The following is an 18458-nucleotide window of genomic DNA, read 5'->3' on the forward strand; positions in this document are numbered from 1 at the left end:
GGAACAAGAATAACAGCTACATCACCTAAACCACATTTGTTTTAGATCAAGTTTGATCTGGGTATGTGGAAATCCACAATATCGGTCACTCGATACATTTCTCACAATGGAATCAGTCAGTTCAAATACAACTAAGCAGGTGAGTTATGGATTCCACCAAACGTCGCTTTTTCAGCGCCATCACAGCCGGTGCAGCACTAATCCCGATAGCTGGCATTGGTACTGCGACTGCGGGAAATGTGATTCGAAACAATCAGTCCGCTGACCGAAAAGGACAAGTCGGAAAACGTTACTCCATGGTGATTGATCTACGAAAATGCGTCGGTTGCCAAGCGTGTACCGTGGGTTGCAGCATCGAAAATCAGGCGCCTATCGGCCAGTTCCGCACCACAGTGAAACAATACGAAGTCACGCTCGATGACGGCTCAACAGCCTTGCGAGAATCCAAAGCCTTTATGCTCCCTCGCCTTTGTAACCACTGCGAAAACCCGCCATGTGTCGCGGTTTGTCCGGTTCAGGCAACCTTTCAGCGCGAAGATGGCGTTGTTATGGTGGATAACAGTCGTTGCGTTGCCTGTGCTTATTGTGTGCAAGCCTGTCCTTACGATGCTCGTTTTATCAACGAGGAAACGCTTACTGCCGACAAATGTACTTTCTGTGCACACCGGTTAGAACAAGGTTTGCTACCTGCTTGTGTAGAAACCTGTGTGGGCGGTGCGCGTGTGATTGGCGATCTGAATGATCCATCGAGTGAAATCCAGCGCTTACTTACTGAATATCAGAATGACATCAAAGTACTAAAACCCAACGAAGGCACGAAACCGCATGTCTTTTATATCGGAATGGATGAACGTTTTACCCGCCATGTCGACGGACAACCTGCCATTTACGACCCACAAGGAGAACACGCATGAACATCACAGAAGTGTTAGTCCAACCTCAGGCAATGGCTTGGCTCCCATGGGCAGTGCAGTATTTCTTCTATATCGGTTCTGCGTACGCTGCAGCTATTTTGTTCTTTATTGCTTTACTGTTTGAGAAGCAGACGAGCCATCGGTTACGCGTGGCACTGGTGTTAACGTTAGCCATCGGTGCTATCGTAGGACCACTGGCATTAACAGGCGATCTACACCAACCGGGCCGAGCCTGGCATTTTTACGCACACATAACCCCATGGTCCTGGATGTCTTTAGGATCGCTGTTTCTACCTGTATTTTCCGGTTTAGCGGTGATGACTGCATGGCTGTATCTGCGTCCAGACATTATTGCTTTACGTCACCAACCGGGGAAAGTGTTGCATCTGCTATCAAAGTTATCGCTTGGAGAGTGGGTAATCTCGCGCAAAACAATCCTGATGGTATCTGCAGTAACCGTGATATCAGGCTTAACTATCGCACTCTACACGGGCGCTGAAATTGCCGTGGTTCAGTCACGCTCGTTATGGAATCAACCCGCTTCACCCATCCTTTGGTTCGTCACCTCGTTTATGGGTGCGGTCGGATTTTCTCTGCTGGTTTGGCTGCTGCTGCCTCACGAGTCAAAAGTACTCACTTCTGGTGACATCAACTTACTCAAAAAAACTGTGGTTACCAGCGGAGCATTAACACTGATACTCCTTCCAATTTGGGCAGCCAATAATTCCACATTCTCGCTCTATTCAAGCGACCAGTGGGTACACAACATAGCCCTGCTCACTTTTGTTATGTTGGGCTGTATCTTATTCGCATTCATCATCTTGCGGGACAGCAAAACGTACTCATCGGCTAAATTCCGCCGCATCGCTGGGTTGTTTTGTATGTCTTTGGCAGCACTGACAAGTGCTTGGCTGATTCGCTGGTTCACCATCATGGAAGTGCAAACCATCGCCAAATTCGACGCCGGTCTGTATCCGTACCAATTGACCATCGATGGAAATGGCTGGACAGGGATTATCGGTATGCTCGGATTGTGGCTGGCACTGGCATTACTCGGCTCAGAGCTGATTCAGCCAGAACAGACAACCAAAACGCAAACAACGCCACTCACCTTAACTGAACGCTAATCAAAGAGGATTTCATTATGGATAACAAACGCCGTCAGTTTTTGAAATCAGGTCTTGCTGTGGGTGGACTTGGCGCATTTGCTGCAGGTTATGCCACCACCACCAAACATATGGTCGAAGGTGCGCTCGAAGGCACTGCGGGCAAAAAGACCCGTAATATTCACCACGGTAACTCTCTTGAACCAGAATACACAGTCAACGACAAAGGTAATCTGATCCCGAACTCAAACCAGCGTGTTGCGCCGTCCATGTGCTTTGGCTGTTGGTCATTGTGTGGATTGCGTGTTCGTATTGATAACCGCAATGACGAAATTTTGCGTGTCAGTGGCAACCCGTATCACCCGCTTTCGCAAATTCACCCTATTCCTTTCGAGACACCTGTCAAAGACGCCTATTTAAGTATGGCGGGAGAAGTAGGTCTTGAAGGTCGTTCAACGGCCTGTGCCCGTGGCAATGGCATGCTAGAGATTCGTAACAGCCCGTACCGTATTACTCAACCACTCAAACGAGTAGGAAAACGTGGTGATGGAAAATGGATTCCGATTAGCTACGAACAGCTGATAGAAGAAGTCGTGGAAGGCGGTGATTTGTTTGGTGAAGGTCATGTTGATGGCTTACGTGCGATTCGCGATTTAAATGCGCCTGTGGATCCGGACAACCCAGAATACGGCCCGAAAGCCAACCAACTATTAATGACCAATGCAGGTAACGAAGGCAGAGACGACATTTTCAAACGCTTCGCTTTCAATAGCTATGGCACACGTAATTTCGGTCACCACGGTTCCTACTGCGGCTATGCCTTTCGTGCTGGCAGCGGCGCATTCATGAACGATTTGGATAAGAACGCACACTTGAAGCCGGACTTCGACAACGCGGAATACATCATCTTTATCGGCATGTCGCCCGCTCAAGCCGGTAATCCATTTAAGCGTCAGGCTCGCCAACTCGCCAATGCTCGAACTCATGGTAATTTGGAGTACACCATCATTACGCCAAGTTTACCTGCGGGCTCGTCAAGTTTGGCAGCCGGTGACAACAACCGCTGGATTCCTATCAAACCCGGTACCGACTCAGCCCTGGTGCTTGGCATGATCCAGTGGATCATTGAACACCAACGCTACAACAAAACTTTCTTAGCTCAGCCGGGGGCTAACGCGATGAAGCACGTCGGGACCGCACACTGGTGTAATGCAACGCATCTGGTGATCAGTGATGAGCAGCACCCGAGAAACGGTACGTTTTTACGAGCTTCCGATCTGAACCTGCCATTTAAAGACGAAGCGCTTTCTGACTCAGACCCGTATGTCATTGTCGATGCCCAAAGCGGTGAATTTGGGGTTCACACTCAAACCGGAGAAGCAGCACTGTTTATCGATAAAACCGTTGCACTCACATCGGGTGAGGTTCGAGTAAAATCTTCTCTGCAAAGGCTCAAAGAAGAGGCGTTCAAATACAGTCTGGAGTTTTACAGTAAGCAATGTGAAATCCCTGTCGAACAGATTATCGAGTTAGCCAAACGATTCACCAGCCATGGTACAAAAGCGGTGGTGGATACCCACGGTGGCAACATGCACACTAACGGTTTCTACAACGCGTTTACCATCATGATGCTCAATGCTCTGATTGGTAATATCAACATGAAAGGCGGCGCGATGGCGAAAGCGGGTGGATATCCAACCTCAGACAACGGGCCTCGCTATGACTTCACCAGATTTGCCGGTAAGGTCGCCCCAAAAGGTGTCTTCCTCTCTCGTAGTAAATTCCCGTATCACAAGACCAGCGAATACAGACGTCGCGTAGAGGCTGGAGAATCGCCTTACCCGACCCGTGCGCCTTGGTATCCGTTCGCAGCGCCACTACTGACAGAACATCTCGCTGCAGCCATTGATGGTTATCCATACCGAGTCAAAGCGTGGATCAACCATATGGCTAATCCGATGTATGGCGTACCAGGCTTAAAAACGCTGTTGGAAGACGAGCTCAAAGATCCGAAACAGCTCGGTTTGATTGTCTCTGTCGATGCGTTCATCAACGAAACCACTGCGTTATCGGATTACATTGTGCCGGACACCGTCACCTACGAAAGCTGGGGCATGGCTACACCCTGGCATGATGTACCAGTAAAAACCGTGACTGCTCGCTGGCCGATTGTGGAAACTCGTACAGAGAAAACCGCCGATGGTCGCTCGATTTGCCTGGAGAACTTCCTGATTGATGTCGCCAAGAAAATGCAGCTTGGCGGATTTGGCGAGAATGCAATTCAAGATGCGCAAGGCAACTGGCACGGTCTTCATAGCGCAGAAGATTTCTATTTACGCTCGGCGGCAAATTTGGCTTATGTGAAAGGCGGCGTACCTGAAGTATCGGCAGAAGACATCGCTTGGTCGGGCTTAGAGCGTTTGATGCCAGCGATGCAAAAAACGCTGACAGCAGATGAGATGAAACGCGTGGCGTTTATTTTTGCTCGCGGCGGTCGCTTTGAAAACGCCACCGAAGCGTATCAAGGAGACCAGATGAAGCATAAATGGACACTGCCTGTCGCAATATGGAATGAGCGTGTCGGCAGTGCGAGAAACACCATGACTGGTGACTTTTACACGGGCTGTCCTACCTGGCATCCGCAAAAACTGGCAGACGGCACTACGATGGAGGCTCAATACCCAAGTTCTGAATGGCCGTTCAGTCTGACGAACTTTAAATCCAACATTCACAGTGCGGTCTCAAATTTATCGCCAAGGTTACACTCCATCAAAGGGGTTAACCCAGTGTACATCCACCCTATCGATGCCGAGCGCGCAGGCATTGAAACTGGTGACGAATTTATTATCCAAACGCCGTCGGCAAGCACCAAAGCACTCGCAATGGTGGTAAGTGGGATTCGGCCGGGCACACTCGGATTTGAGCATGGGTTTGGCCATACAGAACTAGGACAGCGCTCGCATTGGATTGGCGATATACAGCAACCAGTACAAACACGCAGCCAAGATGGCGTAAACATTAACGACATTGGTTTGATTGACCCCACTAGAGAGGGGAAAGGCGTTTTGCTGGATTGGGTCGTCGGTGCCGCAGCCCGTCAATCTCTGCCGGCTAAGATTTTCAAAGCATAACTAACGAGGACTGTCATTATGGCAGTCCTTACATATTTTAATACCGTGTCGAACTCGGTTTAGCCAACTCTAGACTTAGCTCACTCTCTTACAATCAAAAATGTGGAAATCCACAATACCACCTCTTATTGACAAAGCAGACAATACACCTAAGCACCTTAAGGTTACTTGGACGTATTACTAAAACGATAAAGTGAGTCAGCATGTTAAAAATTCTTTCCGTGGTCACAGCCTGTTTGCTGGCCACGACAATGGGCGCTAGCGCCTCGTCTATTCCTGAAAAAGCCGGAGTATGTACCGGTTGTCATGGTCAAGATGGTATGGGTCAGATAAATATCGCTCCGATGATCGCCGGTTTAAACGCGAATTACCTCAACACCCAAATCGAGCTGTTCCTTAGTGGCGAACGACAAAATGCGGTGATGCAAGGTATGGCTCAAGAAGTGAGCGATCCGAGCGTTCGTAAAGAGGTGCTCGAATACTACTCAAACTTACCAAGCTATGAGTTCTCAAATCCAGAGAAACGAGGCGACCAAGCTGACATTCGCAGCCCTTATCGTAAGTTAATCTTTCAGGGTGACTGGGACCGCAACATTCCTGCCTGTTCGACTTGTCATGGCGCAAGCGGTATGGGTGTCGACAAATTCCCTCGCCTGGCCAGTCAACATGCCGACTATTTAAAAACGCAATTGATGGCGTGGAAAAACGGCACTCGCAGTGGAGACCCACTCAACATGATGAGCACCATTGCGAAAAGTCTCACCGATAAAGAGATCGAAAACCTTTCCTACTATTTTGCCTCACTGCGTTATTAGGAGCAGACATGAAACTTTTCTACTCTTTATTTGTGTTACCTGTCGTCTCTGCTGCTGCGATAGCCAACGACCAATTACCAGACCCTCAAAAAGAACTGCCTGCGGTTAAGAAAGAAACTCAAAGTGAATATTTGCAGCCACGCGATCTCAGCACCATTGCCAATACGGAATTTGGTGAGCAGGTAAAACACGGCTATTCACTGTTTGTGAACTCGCAACAGATGCGTGGAAAGTATGTAGGTAATGACCAAAACTGTGTGAACTGCCATATGGAAGCAGGACGTAAAGCCAACGCAGCACCTTTATGGGCGGCATACATGGCCTACCCTGCTTATCGTAAGAAAAACGATCGCATAAACACCTATGCCGACCGCATCCAAGGCTGCTTCGAATATTCCATGAACGGCAAAGCACCTGCCTATGATTCACCAGAAATCATCGCGCTGAGTTCTTACGCTTACTGGTTGGCTATGAGTGGCTTACTTGACCATCATGGTATGACAGATGAGCCAATTCCTGAGCTGGACGCCAAAACCCTGCAAACGGGCGGCAAAGCGCCAGATTTCCCGTTGCCAGAGGTCATTGCTCAAGCGTTTCCAGTTGAAGAGCGTGGTAACCTTGCCGGACGCGGCTACCCTAAAATCGCGGACCCAGAGCAAGCTCCATCCCCAGAGCGAGGCGCACTGGTCTACGAAAAGAACTGCGAAACATGTCACAGTGCTGATGGTTCAGGCATCAAAGGCTCAGATGGCCATTCATACATCCCACCGCTTTGGGGAGCAAATGCTTATAACTGGGGCGCAGGCATGCACCGGGTTAACACTGCAGCTTACTTTATTTACGAGAACATGCCACTCGGGAAAAGCGTACAGTTGAGTGAGCAGGAAGCATGGGATGTGGCTGCATATGTTAATAGCCAGGAACGTCCTCAAGATCCTCGTTTTAAAGGCAGTGTTGCCTCGAATGCTGAAAAGTACCACCAGCATCAAGGCTACTATGGGAAAACACTGAACGGTGAGCAATTGGGCGCAAACGCGTTTGAAAGCAGTACTGTTGAATAATAAAGAGTACTGAATAGAACAAAGGGGAGCGTCCAATTCTGGAGGCTCCCCTTTCAGTTTAAATATCCCGCGTTACCGCGGAGTTTTATAGCTTATCTTGGCCCATTAAGCTTTAGCCGGAGCACTTTCTGTCAACGTATCTTGCTCTACTTCGTCTTTATTAAAGCCTTCGTGTAAGCGGTAGTAACGACGATAAATAATACCGCTGATGATCATCATGATGGCAGGCAAACCAATCATCATAAACTCAAGCCCCATAATAGTACTTTCTGACTGTTCAACGTTTGGTACGTAACCAACGATCGACAGACCGACACCAACAATGAAGCCACCAGCTGCACCAGCGAATTTCACAAGCATGGTTTGTACTGAGAAAATAACACTTTCACTACGACGACCTGTTTTGTGCTCACCATAGTCAACAACGTCAGCCAGCATGACTGTTTGCAGGGCGTTTGCAATGCCCACACCAAACTTAATCGCAGCACCAGCCATACCAATCATGAGCGCATTCGCTGGAGCAACAAAACCCATAACGAGCAGTAATACACAAGAAAGTACAGGGAAACCACATGCGATTAGCCATAAGTTTTTACGAGGAAGAGCCGCTGCGATACGAGGAAATAAGAATACACCAGCAACTTCAGCCACACCTGCTACCATCATGTATACAGGGAATAATTCAGCATCACCCAACGCGTAAGAGAAGTAGTAAATGGCAAAGCCACCAACCAACAGGTTTGCGATTTGGAACGACAGAACCGTACCGATAAGTGCTTTTAACTGGTCGTTTTTACCAATAATTGCCAGCACATCTTTGAAGTTAAATTTTTCTACAGTATTTGCGTTTGTCGGTGCTGCTTTCTCTTTTACGTTACGCGCAATCAAGAATGCACTCATAACAAACAGTACCGCAATCAGCATTGCCACATTAAAGAAGCCATCGCCTTGGTTACCGTTACCTAACTCACCCACAATGTGCAAGCCATAAGTACCTGTGATGAACCATGCAAGGCTAGCGAACAGACGAGGCCAAACGACTAACTTCTCACGCTCCTCGCGAGAACTAGATAGCGCTGGAATCATTGACCAGTACGGAATGTCCATGATGGTGTAGGTTAGCCCCCACAAGATGTAAGCCGCCGCGGCATAGATATACAGTGCCGTACCTTCAAACATGTGAGTACTGAAAAGACCAACCAACACAACCGCGTTTAATAACGTGCCGATCACAATCCATGGACGGAATTTTCCGAATCGAGAACGAGTGTTATCAACGATCACCCCCATCATCGGGTCAGTGACGGCATCAATGATACGAGCCGCCAGGAAGATGGTACCAACAAATGCAGCAGACAAACCTGCGACATCAGTAAAGTAAAACATTAAGAAGATATAGATAGGCGCACAGGCAAAGTCTTTACCAAGTGCACCAAGACCGTATGAGGCCTTGGTTTGTAGAGTGATTTTATCAGACATAATCGTTCCTTAGTGCCGTACAGCTATGCATTCCCCTAACTAGAATTCATAACGTCGACGTCTTTTATTTATATTTCGATGGTCATGTTACTCACACGCCTGTCGCCTTACTGTGATCCATTACCACTTTATGGAAACGTTTACAGTCAGTTTTTTCAAAATGAGACATCGGACAATATTTTCGTCTATTTGTACGTCCAGAACATATAAATATTCATTAATTTTCAACAACTTAAAAATAATTCAATTAGAACAACTTATTGAATACGTTTTAAAAAGCACGCAAAAAACCGCACAAACATTACGTCTGTACGGCTTGGATAAACAAAGCTGGAATTAATTAAGATCTAGTTTTATGGTGCTATTCGCAGACCCGTTCAAATTTCACCAACATCGCCGTTTCAGCATCTAAAATAGGCATGGTTAATCCCACTTCGGCACACCAATCACCGGAGAGTTCGCAATCAGACTCTGTCCATGGAGGCTGATAATTAACGATATCATCGTAATTCGAAGGCTTATCTAACACAGAGACGCGATATATCCCCTCAGGATCCAACCCAGGAACTCGTAAATGGCCACTGAGTGAATTAGTCGGCATAGCAAGCTGAGCGATCATTACCACGGCCTCGGATTGATCCTCGGAAACAACCGCATGAATTTGATGAGCTTTATCATCCGTTGGTACTCGCCATGTTCTGCCACTGTGTAGCAACGGACGCAATACTTTGTGTAGCCTGATGTAACGCTCAAACCCCTGCTTTTCTTGTTGTTCTTCTTTCACTGGATCGAGCTCGATGCCCATGTGACCAAACAGAGCGGTTAACCCACGGAACTCAATACTGTGACGACGACGCGTACTGTGACAGTGGCTGGCTCCGATATGGCTTCCCATCACTTCAGGTGGGAAGAAGTAGCTCATACCGCGTTGAATAGTTTGACGTTCAAGCGCGTCATTGTTGTCTGAAGCCCAGAAACGATGGGTACGCTTTAGTACTTCATAATCAATACGGCCGCCACCAGCCGCACAAGATTCGATCTCAACTTGTGGATGTTTTTCACGTACTTTATCCACTAACTCATAGTAGCGTCGAGTTTGATTGTGCGCTGCCGCTCGACCAAGGTGACCTGGCTGCACAACTTCACGGTTCATATCCCACTTAATGTAAGCAATGTTGTAAGTCGACAGGAAGTGATCCAATCTTTCGAACAAGAAGTTAAAGGCGTCATCATTTTGCAGGTTAATCACATACTGATTGCGACCTGTCGGCTGATCGTATCCATCTACTGCAAGTAACCAGTCTGGATGCGTGCGGTACAAGTCAGAATCTTTGTTGATCATTTCTGGCTCGAACCACAAACCAAATTCCATCCCCAGTACATTTACGTGGTCAACGATTGGTTTCAAACCATGTGGATATTTGGATTCACATAAGAACCAATCCCCTAACCCTGCTTTGTCGCCATTGCGGCCTTTGAACCAACCGTCATCAATAATGAATCGCTCTACCCCCATTTCTGCCGATTGGGTGGCCATTGACATGATGTATTGCGGATCATGGTCGAAGTAAATGCCTTCCCATGTATTCAAGTGAATCGGACGTGGCTTGCTGCTAAAGTCGCGTGGTAAAATCGCAGCGCGAACGTGAGAATGGAAGTGATGGCTCATGCCATTCAAACCTGCACTGCTGTGGCTTGCGTACAGCCAAGGCGTAGTCAGGCTTTCACCTTCTTCTAGTGCGACTTCACCCGGCAGATAAATCACTTCTGCCTGCATATAGCGGCGTCCATCCGCTTTCACATCCACTCTCAATCTGTGGTTTCCGCTCCAGGCAAAGTGGAATCCCCATACGTCACCATTCATTTCATCAAAGTGAGCCGTACCAGCAACAAGTGCAGGGTAGTGCTCATGAGAGGTACGACCGCGGCGATTTTCTTGTTGGTAACCACCCTGAGTTAAAGGTTGACGGACAGTCTGGAACTCGTGCACCCAACGCCCGTAATACGTCATCAACTCATTTGCTCTTGCTGGCAACGGAAGTGTATTCGCAAGACGGTTTACATGATACGTCCCCACTTTAATGTTGGTTATCGTGTGACGGGTCCTGACCACATCATGCTCATCCATCTCCAAAATGGTATTTAAGCGCAGCCCAGCAACAGTGTCTTCACTCTCGATAGCAATGCAGTTTGTACTCTGTTCGATTCGAGTAATAACAAATACGGGTGCCCAATCCTGCCCATCGCGATGGCCTTCCATCCCAGGGCTACTGAACACTCCGCGACCAAGCTCAGGATTCAGAGTCATGGATACGTCTTTGTCTAAACGCCCATAAGGCACCGGACGTTGTAAAGTGACACGATAACCTTCTAGGTCACCATTTACTTTCTGTCCCCAATGCAGGATCTCCGCATACTCACCCAACTCTACGATCAGTTGAGTCTCTTTACCTGCTAGCTCAATCAGCGTTTTGTCCGTCATCTTGTCTTACCTTGAAACTGAAATTTACGTCGCATCATAATGAAACGAACAAAATAATCTGTGAGCCAGCCCCAAATCATGGAAACGTTTACAGATAAATTTTTCATACTGATGCGAGCGTCATTTGGCCTAATACCCTCTTATATTTAACTCAAATCAGAAAGAGAATATAAGATTTTATTGTTGTAAAATCGGACAGGAAAATACAATAACTAATTGTAATTAAAGAAAAAAACCATAAAACTTACAAACAAATATGCAAATAAGCCTAAAGACCACGCAGTTAAACCTTCAAACTCTTGCAGTGATCAAGCGACACTCGTATTCTTAATGCTTCGAGATTCATAATGAAGTGTCTCTCTTGGGTCCTAACTTTATATCCCAGCTTGACGATTCAGCATGTAACTGCGTGCATTGTGCCCGCGAACGCTTGTTGTTTATACTTCCTTGTCTCACATGCCCAATTGAGTTCAGTTGGGCTCTCTTTCATCCTATTGCACTCACCAAAACCCTCCCTGATAATTTTCCTTCCTGACAACCCAAGTAACATACGCCCTCACCCCGTAAACGCTTTCACGAAAAATACGGCATAACCCCATTAAACGAAGCTAATAATGCGATCTAAATCACACAAAATAACAAACAACCCCAGTTCAGAGCAAAAATGCCAACCTCATCATGAAAACGTTTCCAGAGTTTATTTACACTGCACGGCGAGTTAGGACTCAAATAAAAATAAATCCATAAATAAAAATAGAATGGAGACACTTCATGAAACAAAAGACGCTTGTGAGAGCGCTTGGGTTAACCCTTGCCTTAGCACCGCTTGCTAGTATGGCTGCAGTGGAAAACGTGACTTACTTTGGCTACGCCAAATGGGGCAATATCTACACCGATAACGACGAACACAACGATGGTAAAGGCGAACGTAACGACGTGATTCGTGCTGGCCAAGGTTATGGTAACTACCGTTTGGGTAATGAGCTGAACTGGTGGGAAGCGGGTGTAAAAGCTGACGTATGGCAGCAAGGCGATGCGTACTTTGATACCACCCTTTACCTGGGCAGTGGCGAAAGCTGGGGTGACGTGAGTGTGATCCAAATGTGGTCAGCCGGTTACGGACTGTTTGACGGCCAAGCTGACGCTTCAATCTGGGCGGGTGAACGTTTCTACCGCCGTCATGAAGTGCACATGATCGACATTAAATACTGGGATACCTCAAGCACTGGTATCGGTATTGAAAACTGGGATCTCGGTTTTGCCAAAGGCCATTTTGCCTGGATGGCACCAAATTCGAGTGCAGATGGACGTAGCTTACACAATCTGGATGCACGCTTGAGCGGTATCGAACTAAGCGACAGCGCAGATCTTACTGTCGGTCTGAACTATGTTTTCACCCAAAATTCAAGCTACGACGAGAGTGACATCACCACTTCTGGCGCCATGTTTTCTGCACTATATCGTCAAGCCTGGAACTATGGTTCAAACACGTTTGCATTCCAATACGGCACTGATGCGCTAGCGGGTGGTTTAATGAGTGCAGAAGGCGGTTCTAATCGTAAATACAGCACCGGAGTAGAACACGATGGTTACAGCTGGCGAATTTTTAATTCCGGCGATCTGAACGTTAACGAAGATTTCCAAGTGATGTACTCCATCGCCTACCAAGACAATAACCTGGATAACAACGAAGGCGAAAAGTGGTTCAGCGTAGGTGCCCGACCTCAATACAGCTGGACAGAATATATGGCGACAGCACTGGAAGTGGGTTACGAGTCAGTAGAAGCACAAAACGGTGCCGGCACAAACGATATGTACAAAGTCACGCTGGCGCAGATGTTCCAGGCTGGCAAAGGGGTTTGGGCTCGTCCATCTCTACGTTTATTCGCAACATACTCAGAAAAAGCCGATGAATGGAACCGCGGCGGTGACGTTTATGGCGACTCACAAAGCATCAGCAAGAGCGACGTAGATGAAGTGACATTCGGCTTTAACGTCGAAACATGGTGGTAATGCACCAAAGCTACTATTTTGAACGCAATGGGGTGAGAGATTTGCTCACCCCGTAAAAGGACAAAACCGATGAAACTAAAACCGTTGGCAACTCTACTCATGGCACTGTCTCTTGGCGCATGCAGTAGCTTACCAGAACAAGCTTTTAATACTGATTTGAACACGCAGGCGTGCTGCTCAACATTAGACGCGTTACCTCTGACGACATTATCGACGCCTTTCCACCAGCAAGTGGTTATGGACGCCAATTTGCCAACACTGAGTAACGCGGTTTTATCGGGTTCAGAAACCGCTTCTTCACAAGCACTTCCTGTAACAAGCTACCGAATTACAGCAGATATGCCTTTCTCGCTATTAGTTCGTTCTTATATCGATAATAACGCGCTATTTGCTGCGAACATTCGTATTTATGATGGCAATTGGCAGCTAATTTCCAGCTACTCAGCAGAAACTTTCGACTATCAAACGACAGGAATGCGTGGATTAGAACGTATTGAGAGAGTCGTCACTATCAATCCACAACTTAATGGTGCGAAATACATTGTTATCGCGTCAGATAGTGCCCTGCTTGGTAAAGAGTTAACCCGAATTCACCCCGAACAAGTCTACGCAGATTCACAAAATATCATAGGCAACAAGCAATTACCTCTTACGGCGGAATACCAACCGTTTGGCGTGATTGACGTAACCACCAGTGCGTCAGACAACAATGCGGTACTGACACTCTTGGCAGAACTCGGCAAGAAGAATCCTGATACCCAACCACAAATGTCAGTACCACAAGCGACATCAACAGAGTCACCACAGGTATGGTCCTACTATCGGGAACAAATTGATTCGGCTCTGGAAGTGAACAACGTAAAACAAGCAGCAGAAATCGCAAATAAAGCCGAAGAGCAAGGCATTACCCAAGCAAAAGACTATCTCGTGCAGCAGTTAGCTAAATAGCGAGACAAATACAGAGATTTATTCATTACGCGCGTGATGGACGATGGACGTAGTGAAGCAAGATTAGAAATAAAAAATTAAGTAGGAAACATGATGGCATTTTCAGATATTATTCAACGACGCGATTGGGAAAACCCACAATCAGTGAACATTCACTGCCTGAAAGCACATAGCCCGCTTTCTAGCTATCGCAATATTGACCATGCCCGTGACGATATTCATGCTCAGCGACAATCTCTCAATGGTCAGTGGAAGTTTAAGCTGTTCGAAGCGCCAGAGCAGGTCGACGGCGAGTTCATCGAAACACACTTCAATGATACCCATTGGGATGACATTACTGTTCCTTCAAACTGGCAGATGCAAGGTTACGACAAGCCTATTTACGCTAACGTCAAATATCCATTTGAGGTGAATCCTCCGTTTGTACCAGCAGACAACCCAACCGGATGTTACCGCACAACGATTTCTCTTACTGCAGAAGAACTTACAAATACACAACGCATCATTTTTGACGGCGTTAACTCAGCTTTCCATTTATGGTGTAACGGTAAGTGGGTTGGCTACAGCCAAGATAGCCGCCTTCCAGCTGAATTCGACCTCACACTTCATTTGGTCGCAGGAGAGAATAGTCTCGCAGTCATGGTGATCCGCTGGAGTGATGGTAGCTACTTAGAAGATCAGGACATGTGGTGGTTAAACGGCATTTTCCGCGATGTGACTTTGTTATCTAAACCACAACACTGTATTGAAGATGTTTTCATCACTCCGGATCTGGACGCCTGCTATCGCGATGGTTCTTTGTCTGTCGTGACCCATATTTCAGCGCCAGACACATACCAAGTTCAGGTTCAATTATTTGATGGCGAGCACGCCGTAACGAAGCCTCGTCTCGACACACCGAATAATCGCCGGATTGACGAGCGCGGTTCATGGAATGACGTTGTGTTTCAAAACCTGCACGTGGATGATCCGCAAAAGTGGACGGCAGAAACACCAAACCTATATCGCCTTGTTGTCTCTCTACTGGACGAAAACGGCACACATCTGGAAAGCGAAGCCTATCAAGTTGGTTTCCGTAAAGTAGAGATCACCGATGGGCAATTGAAGTTAAATGGTAAACCACTGTTGATTCGCGGCGTGAACCGCCATGAACATCACCCTGAGCTCGGACATGTAATGACCGAAGAAGACATGGTTCGTGACATCTGTTTAATGAAACAGCATAACTTTAATGCGGTACGTACCTCCCACTACCCGAATCACCCACGTTGGTACGAGTTGTGTGACCAATACGGCTTATATGTATGTGATGAAGCAAACATTGAGACTCATGGTATGCAGCCGATGAACCGTCTGTCGAGCGATCCACAGTGGGCAAACGCCTACATGAGCCGCTACACGCAAATGGTCATGCGCGATAAGAACCACGCGTCTATCATTATCTGGTCTTTGGGTAATGAGTCTGGTCATGGCAGCAACCATAACGCCATGTACGCTTGGTCTAAGAACTACGATCCATCACGTCCTATCCAGTACGAAGGTGGCGGCTCAAATACTACGGCTACCGACATCATTGCGCCAATGTATGCACGTGTGAATACGGTAATCGAAGACGAAGCGGTACCTAAGTGGCCAATCAAAAAATGGATTTCATTACCAAATGAAACACGTCCTCTTATCTTGTGTGAATACGCTCATGCGATGGGCAACAGCTTGGGTAGCTTTAACGAATACTGGGATGCTTTCCGCGAGTTTCCTCGCCTACAAGGCGGCTTCATCTGGGATTGGGTAGACCAAGGCTTGAGTCAGTGGGATGAAAATGGCAAGCACTTCTGGGCATACGGTGGTGACTTCGGCGATGAAATTAATGACCGCCAGTTTTGTATCAACGGGCTGATATTCCCTGATCGCACCGTACATCCAACATTAGAAGAAGCAAAATATTGCCAGCGCATGATCACCGTATCACTCCAAGAGCAAACAAAAGAGCGTTGTAAACTGCTAGTCAACAATGAAAACCTTTTCCGCTCCACTGATAATGAACAGCTAAACTGGTCACTATTGGAAGACGGCAAAGTGGTTAAGTCTGGCTCAACACTGCTTGATATCGAAGCCAATAGCCAAGCCCTGTTGGAAATCGAACTAAGTTTCGAACCAAAAGCAGACGCTGTGTATCACTTAAACACGGACATTACCTTAATAAAAGAGACGCCATGGGCTCCTGCGGGTCATGTTTGCGCGACAGAACAATGTTCTCTGCGTAACAACTCTGGCCTGGTGATACCGAAACTGGAATCAAAACCAATTCCTTCTTTGATTCAAGAAGATAACGCCATTTTGGTGGCTAGCTTAGACGAAAAATACCAATGGCGCTGGGATCGCCACACAGGCTTGCTGGTTGATTGGCAAGTAGAAGGTAAAACTCAAATGCTGGCAGCGCCGCAAGACAACTTCTTCCGTGCTCCGCTGGATAACGACATTGGTGTAAGCGAAGTTGACAACGTCGATCCTAACGCTTGGATATGCCGATGGGACATGGCTGGTATTGGTCAGTGGGAACGTGAATGTGTGACTTGCCAAAGCGAGACGCTTGAGCAGGCAGTACAAGTGACATCTATCTATGCATACCACTTCAACGGAGACGTGCAGGCTATCACGACTTGGATTTATATCCTAAACAATGATGGCAGAATGCAACTGAACGTTGATGTGAAATTGGCGGATAACTTACCTCCTATGCCACGTATTGGTTTGGAAATGCAATTGCCACTACAAGAGCAAAATACGACGGTAACGTGGCAAGGTTTAGGTCCGTTTGAGAACTATCCGGATCGTTTAGCTGCTGCGCGCTTTGGTCTGCACACTCAAACATTGGAACAAATGCACACGCCTTATATCTTCCCTACGGACAGTGGATTGCGCTGTGGTACTCGGAATTTAGAAATTAACGACCTGATCATTTCTGGTGATTTCCAGTTCAGTGTTAGCCAATATGCGCAGCACGCTTTGACAGCAGCGAAGCACACCAATGAGATAGTCAAAGAAGAAAAGGTTTATCTGCGTCTGGATCATAAACATATGGGTGTAGGTGGTGATGACTCTTGGAGTCCGAGCGTACATAAGGAGTTCCAGCTTACCGACAATCACTATGCATACCGAGTGTCGTTTCAGCCCGCTCAATAAGGTGAGCTAGACTCTCCATCGTTTCAATCCCCAAATTCCGGTTTGGGGATTTTTCATTCAAATCTACCCGTAATTAATACAAAACCTTGAAACACCATCACTATTCTTATCTCACTAATTGAGTTCCTACTGTCTTCATAGTTAAATAGCTGAAATTAAAGATTCTGAGTTTCCTATGGCTACCATCAAAGACGTCGCAAAAGAAGCAGGAGTATCGATTGCTACCGCATCACGCGTGATCAATAACGCCCCTCACACCAGTGAAGCTGCCATTGTTGCAGTAAAAGAAGCAATGGAAAAACTGGGCTATCGCCCTAATGCCAATGCTCGAGCTTTGGTCAGCAAATCTTCGAATGCGATTGGTGTATTAGTCAACGACGTTTCCGCCCCTTTCTTTGGCACCATGGTTAAAGCCATCGATACCATCGCTAGTGAGCAAGAAAAACAACTTCTCATCGGCAGTGGATATCACGATGCGATCAAAGAACGTAACGCGATAAACTTGCTGATTAACAGCCAATGTGAGTCTTTAGTCGTTCACAGTAAAGGGATGAGTGACTCAGAGCTGTGCAAGCTAGCAAAGGAAATTCCGGGTATGGTGTTAATCAACCGTATTGTTCCCGAGATTGCCTCTCGCTGTATCGCATTAGATAACCGAAAAGGCTCTTACATCGCTACCGAGCATTTAATTCGTAATGGCCACAGGCACATCGGCTACATTTGCTCCAGTCACGATATCGAAGATGCTCGCGACAGACGAGAAGGTTATCTGGACGCTCTACGTGACAACGGTATCGAAATTCGTGAAGAGTATATTGAATACGGTGAACCCGATGAAACCGGTGGTGAACAAGCTATGGTGAATCTACTGGCGAAGAACGTTCCAATCACAGCTGTCGCCACCTACAACGACTACATGGCTGCAGGCTGTATGACCCTGCTACAAGAAAACGGCATTCGAATTCCTGAAGATATGTCTGTGATTGGTTTCGATGACGGTCATATAGCCCGTTATATCTACCCTCGCCTCACTACAATTCGCTACCCGATTCAGGTCATGGCCAACGAGGCAGTGAAGCTCTCTCTACAATTGGTCAACTCAGAAGAAGCTGAACGAACCGAGCACAAGCTCTTTATGCCTATTTTAGTAAGACGCTCGTCGGTAGCCAGCATCAAATAAACTGAATCCCGAACCCTAAACCTCATTTTCAGTAGGCTCATCTTACTTAATTTGCACTCAACTTATTTGTGCGCAAAATAATAACAAGTATGAAAATCACCTACACCAATTGGTTACTAAAATGCAAGTATAATTTTTGTTAAAAG

General features: G+C 46.9%; 11 protein-coding genes. 9 read left to right on the plus strand and 2 right to left on the minus strand.

Going from position 1 to position 18458, the window contains the following annotated elements; all coding sequences use genetic code 11:
- The first annotated feature begins 146 nt into the window (after positions 1-146).
- The 5 genes from dsrO (at position 147) to ACWYU8_RS01570 (ending at position 7027) form a co-directional block, all read left to right on the plus strand.
- On the plus strand, positions 147-914 hold the full coding sequence (gene dsrO / locus ACWYU8_RS01550; protein WP_457516534.1) for a sulfate reduction electron transfer complex DsrMKJOP subunit DsrO: 768 nt from the start codon (positions 147-149) through the stop codon (positions 912-914).
- Positions 911-2041 carry an NrfD/PsrC family molybdoenzyme membrane anchor subunit gene (gene nrfD / locus ACWYU8_RS01555; protein WP_457516536.1) on the plus strand — a complete coding sequence of 377 codons (1131 nt, stop codon included), beginning with the start codon at positions 911-913 and terminating at the stop codon, positions 2039-2041. Before dsrO ends, nrfD begins: the two co-directional genes overlap by 4 nt.
- A 17-nt stretch (positions 2042-2058) precedes the next feature.
- Positions 2059-5151 (plus strand): molybdopterin-dependent oxidoreductase, encoded by a 3093-nt coding sequence (locus tag ACWYU8_RS01560; RefSeq protein WP_457516538.1) that lies wholly within the window; start codon positions 2059-2061, stop codon positions 5149-5151.
- 251 nt (positions 5152-5402) lie between these two features.
- A complete protein-coding gene (locus ACWYU8_RS01565; RefSeq protein WP_457516692.1) occupies positions 5403-5966 on the plus strand; it encodes a c-type cytochrome in 564 nt (187 codons plus the stop codon).
- 8 nt (positions 5967-5974) lie between these two features.
- Positions 5975-7027 (plus strand): c-type cytochrome, encoded by a 1053-nt coding sequence (locus ACWYU8_RS01570; RefSeq protein WP_457516540.1) that lies wholly within the window; start codon positions 5975-5977, stop codon positions 7025-7027.
- A 105-nt stretch (positions 7028-7132) separates the two neighbouring features.
- On the opposite strand, the gene melB is transcribed toward ACWYU8_RS01570, so the two are convergent.
- Both melB and ACWYU8_RS01580 read right to left on the minus strand, forming a co-directional pair.
- Positions 7133-8506: a melibiose:sodium transporter MelB gene (gene melB / locus ACWYU8_RS01575; protein WP_457516542.1), complete on the minus strand. Its 1374-nt coding sequence runs from the start codon at positions 8504-8506 to the stop codon at positions 7133-7135.
- A 361-nt stretch (positions 8507-8867) separates the two neighbouring features.
- Complete coding sequence (locus ACWYU8_RS01580; RefSeq protein WP_457516544.1) at positions 8868-10988, minus strand: alpha-galactosidase; 2121 nt, start codon at positions 10986-10988, stop codon at positions 8868-8870.
- A gap of 771 nt (positions 10989-11759) precedes the next feature.
- Between ACWYU8_RS01580 and ACWYU8_RS01585 the strand changes: the two genes are divergently transcribed.
- The 4 genes from ACWYU8_RS01585 to ACWYU8_RS01600 all read left to right on the plus strand — a co-directional run bounded on the left by ACWYU8_RS01585 (position 11760) and on the right by ACWYU8_RS01600 (position 18312).
- Positions 11760-13001 (plus strand): carbohydrate porin, encoded by a 1242-nt coding sequence (locus ACWYU8_RS01585; protein ID WP_457516546.1) that lies wholly within the window; start codon positions 11760-11762, stop codon positions 12999-13001.
- Positions 13002-13070: 69 nt separating this feature from the next.
- A complete protein-coding gene (locus ACWYU8_RS01590) occupies positions 13071-13949 on the plus strand; it encodes a MalM family protein (protein ID WP_457516548.1) in 879 nt (292 codons plus the stop codon).
- A gap of 90 nt (positions 13950-14039) precedes the next feature.
- Positions 14040-17132 (plus strand): beta-galactosidase, encoded by a 3093-nt coding sequence (locus ACWYU8_RS01595; protein ID WP_457516549.1) that lies wholly within the window; start codon positions 14040-14042, stop codon positions 17130-17132.
- A 175-nt stretch (positions 17133-17307) separates the two neighbouring features.
- Positions 17308-18312 carry a substrate-binding domain-containing protein gene (locus ACWYU8_RS01600; protein WP_457516551.1) on the plus strand — a complete coding sequence of 335 codons (1005 nt, stop codon included), beginning with the start codon at positions 17308-17310 and terminating at the stop codon, positions 18310-18312.
- The last annotated feature ends 146 nt before the right edge of the window (positions 18313-18458 follow it).

Source organism: Vibrio limimangrovi, from assembly GCF_054064025.1.

Bases quoted from the DNA above. Each gene is read 5' to 3' on its own strand.
- ACWYU8_RS01565 (WP_457516692.1), top strand. From the start codon at position 5,403: ATGGGCGCTAGCGCCTCGTCTATTCCTGAAAAAGCCGGAGTATGTACC.
- ACWYU8_RS01590 (WP_457516548.1), top strand. From the start codon at position 13,071: ATGAAACTAAAACCGTTGGCAACTCTACTCATGGCACTGTCTCTTGGC.
- dsrO (WP_457516534.1), top strand. From the start codon at position 147: ATGGATTCCACCAAACGTCGCTTTTTCAGCGCCATCACAGCCGGTGCA.
- ACWYU8_RS01560 (WP_457516538.1), top strand. From the start codon at position 2,059: ATGGATAACAAACGCCGTCAGTTTTTGAAATCAGGTCTTGCTGTGGGT.
- melB (WP_457516542.1), bottom strand. From the start codon at position 8,506: ATGTCTGATAAAATCACTCTACAAACCAAGGCCTCATACGGTCTTGGT.
- nrfD (WP_457516536.1), top strand. From the start codon at position 911: ATGAACATCACAGAAGTGTTAGTCCAACCTCAGGCAATGGCTTGGCTC.
- ACWYU8_RS01570 (WP_457516540.1), top strand. From the start codon at position 5,975: ATGAAACTTTTCTACTCTTTATTTGTGTTACCTGTCGTCTCTGCTGCT.
- ACWYU8_RS01580 (WP_457516544.1), bottom strand. From the start codon at position 10,988: ATGACGGACAAAACGCTGATTGAGCTAGCAGGTAAAGAGACTCAACTG.
- ACWYU8_RS01595 (WP_457516549.1), top strand. From the start codon at position 14,040: ATGATGGCATTTTCAGATATTATTCAACGACGCGATTGGGAAAACCCA.
- ACWYU8_RS01585 (WP_457516546.1), top strand. From the start codon at position 11,760: ATGAAACAAAAGACGCTTGTGAGAGCGCTTGGGTTAACCCTTGCCTTA.
- ACWYU8_RS01600 (WP_457516551.1), top strand. From the start codon at position 17,308: ATGGCTACCATCAAAGACGTCGCAAAAGAAGCAGGAGTATCGATTGCT.